This is a genomic window from Bergeriella denitrificans NBRC 102155, assembly GCF_001592185.1.
Classification (GTDB): Bacteria; Pseudomonadota; Gammaproteobacteria; order Burkholderiales; family Neisseriaceae; genus Neisseria; species Neisseria denitrificans.
Genome location: NZ_BCWL01000335.1, coordinates 1 through 1,176, shown reverse-complemented (window position 1 = coordinate 1,176; position 1,176 = coordinate 1). Strand labels below are relative to the sequence as shown.

General features: G+C 59.9%; 2 protein-coding genes. Both read left to right on the top strand.

All coding sequences use genetic code 11. From position 1 onward, the window contains the following. Window positions 1-53: 53 nt before the first annotated feature. A complete protein-coding gene (locus tag BDE01S_RS10630) occupies window positions 54-830 on the top strand; it encodes a FadR/GntR family transcriptional regulator (protein ID WP_066081389.1) in 777 nt (258 codons plus the stop codon). A 34-nt stretch (window positions 831-864) separates the two neighbouring features. Further along, window positions 865-1,080 carry a hypothetical protein gene (locus BDE01S_RS10625; RefSeq protein ID WP_066081386.1) on the top strand — a complete coding sequence of 72 codons (216 nt, stop codon included), beginning with the start codon at window positions 865-867 and terminating at the stop codon, window positions 1,078-1,080. Window positions 1,081-1,176: the final 96 nt, after the last annotated feature.

Genomic DNA, 1,176 nt, shown 5'->3' with positions numbered 1-1,176 from the left:
CGATACATTTTCTGTTTTCCCGATATGCCGACGCACCCACGCACCAACCGCCCATGACCAAACTTATCCGCCCGCAAAAAATCAGCGACCAAATCCTGGCCTTATTAGAAGAGCGCATCGCCTCGGGCGAATACCCCGAAGGCAGCCGCATCCCGCCCGAGCGCACGCTGGCCGGCGAGTTCGGCGTTTCCCGCCCGAGCGTGCGTGCAGCGCTGGCCGTATTGGTTTCGCGCAAAATTCTGGAAGCGCGTCAGGGCGACGGCTATTACGTTTCCTCCCGGTCGCAGCAGGATTTTCTGCAAAGCTGGCAGGAGCTTTTGGGCAAGCATTCGCATTGGGAACGCGATGTGTATGATTTCAGCCGCCACATGGAAGGCATTATGGCCGCGCTGGCTGCCGAGCGGCGTACCGAAGCCGATTTGAGCCGCATCCGCTTCTGGCTGGACAATTTTGAAGCCGCCTGCGCGCAAAATAATCTCGAGCATCAAACCGAAGCCGATGCCAGCTTTCATCAGGCCATCGCCGATGCCACCCACAATATTCTGTTCGGCCATCTTTCCGGCAGCCTGCTGCGTATGCTTTACCGCGAAACCCGCAGCAACATCATCAAAACCAACCGCGCCGACAACCCGCGCCCGACCTTAATCCGCCACCACCGCGCCCTGTTTGAAGCCATACGCGACGGCAACGGCCCGCTGGCCGCCGAAACCGCGCAAAACCATTTGGACTTCGTCTCCGACCATATCCGCGCCGACCGCGCCTACCAAAGCCGCAGCGAACACGCCGGCCAGCTCGCGCAAAATGATTTGGACAAAGTCAAAAACTGGTAAACTCCCCCCTACCCGCTTTTTTCAAGGAAACACCATGAAACACATTCTGATGCTGATTGCCGCTTCCACCCTGCTCGCCGCCTGCGCCAACACCGGCGACCGCCCCGCACCCCGCAAGCTCACGGCGGCGGAAGCCATCTCCGCCTGCGCCGAAAGCAGCGGCACGCAGGACCGCGCCCTGTTCGACGCCTGTATGCACGACAAAGGCTACCAGCGCAAAAACGCTGCGGCCGATGCCATCACGCAATAATCCGCACGCAAAAAGCCGTCTGAAAATCCGCTGCCGCGATACGGCAATCGAGATTTTCAGACGGCTTTTTTCTGCCTGCGGCGTGGCGACAGGCGG

Bases quoted from the DNA above. Each gene is read 5' to 3' on its own strand.
- BDE01S_RS10625 (WP_066081386.1), top strand. From the start codon at position 865: ATGAAACACATTCTGATGCTGATTGCCGCTTCCACCCTGCTCGCCGCC.
- BDE01S_RS10630 (WP_066081389.1), top strand. From the start codon at position 54: ATGACCAAACTTATCCGCCCGCAAAAAATCAGCGACCAAATCCTGGCC.